The 759-nt window shown below is 64.4% G+C and carries 1 pseudogene; it reads left to right on the top strand.

Going from position 1 to position 759, the window contains the following annotated elements:
• Positions 1-404: 404 nt before the first annotated feature.
• Positions 405-759 (top strand): annotated as a pseudogene (locus tag HC022_RS28020) (C4-dicarboxylate ABC transporter); the annotation flags it as partial.

Below are 759 nucleotides of genomic sequence, written 5' to 3'. Positions count from 1 at the left end.
GGACGACTCGGCGCTTCACAGCCAATTGTCTGACAAATGAGCTGGTGGGCATGTCGCCCGCAACCTCTCGCAAGCCAGATCGCTCCACCGAGATAGCCGCAGTCCTCCGCGATGCCGTCGTGGCGGGCAGATTGGCGGGGGGCGATCCCCCCATGAGACGCAGCCCGACGCACCGCCGCCTTGATCCGGCTCAAGGACGGGCGCGAAATACGCGAATTTTGGCATGTGTTCCGCCGTCGGTACTCTGACACCGCGCAACGAACAGGGTTCCCTTGCGGAAAAGCGCGGTTTTCTCCGCAGTATTGGGTATTCACACGCATTCACGGTTTCGTTAGCGTCCAGCACCGGCGGGAAAACCCGCCACGGCGCCCTTGGGAGGGGGCGTCTGCTACAGGGAGGAACTCATGACCAGAACGACCCTCGCGGCCGCGCTTGCCGCCTCTTTTGCCGTGTCCGGCGCCGCTTCGGCGCAGGAGCTTTTCGAAATGACCTCGGGCTACGCGAACAACCTGCCCATCCTCGGCACCGCATCGGTGAACTTCGTCGACAAGATCAACTCGATCTCCACCGAGGTGGAATTCGAGCACTTCAACCCCGGCGAGCTGGTGCCCGCGCTCGAGATGCTCGACGCGACCTCGAACGGTTCGGTGGATGCCGCCTATTCGACGAGCGGCTACTGGCAGGGCAAGATGAACGCCGCCGGCCTCTTCGCCGCCGTGCCCTTCGGCCCCGAGCCGGGCGAGATGCTGGCGCGGATGC

The organism is Salipiger sp. HF18, from assembly GCF_011806505.1.
Lineage (GTDB): Bacteria > Pseudomonadota > Alphaproteobacteria > Rhodobacterales > Rhodobacteraceae > Salipiger > Salipiger thiooxidans.
The sequence above is the reverse complement of the archived record's forward strand: the minus strand, read 5'-3'. Positions and strand labels throughout refer to the sequence as shown.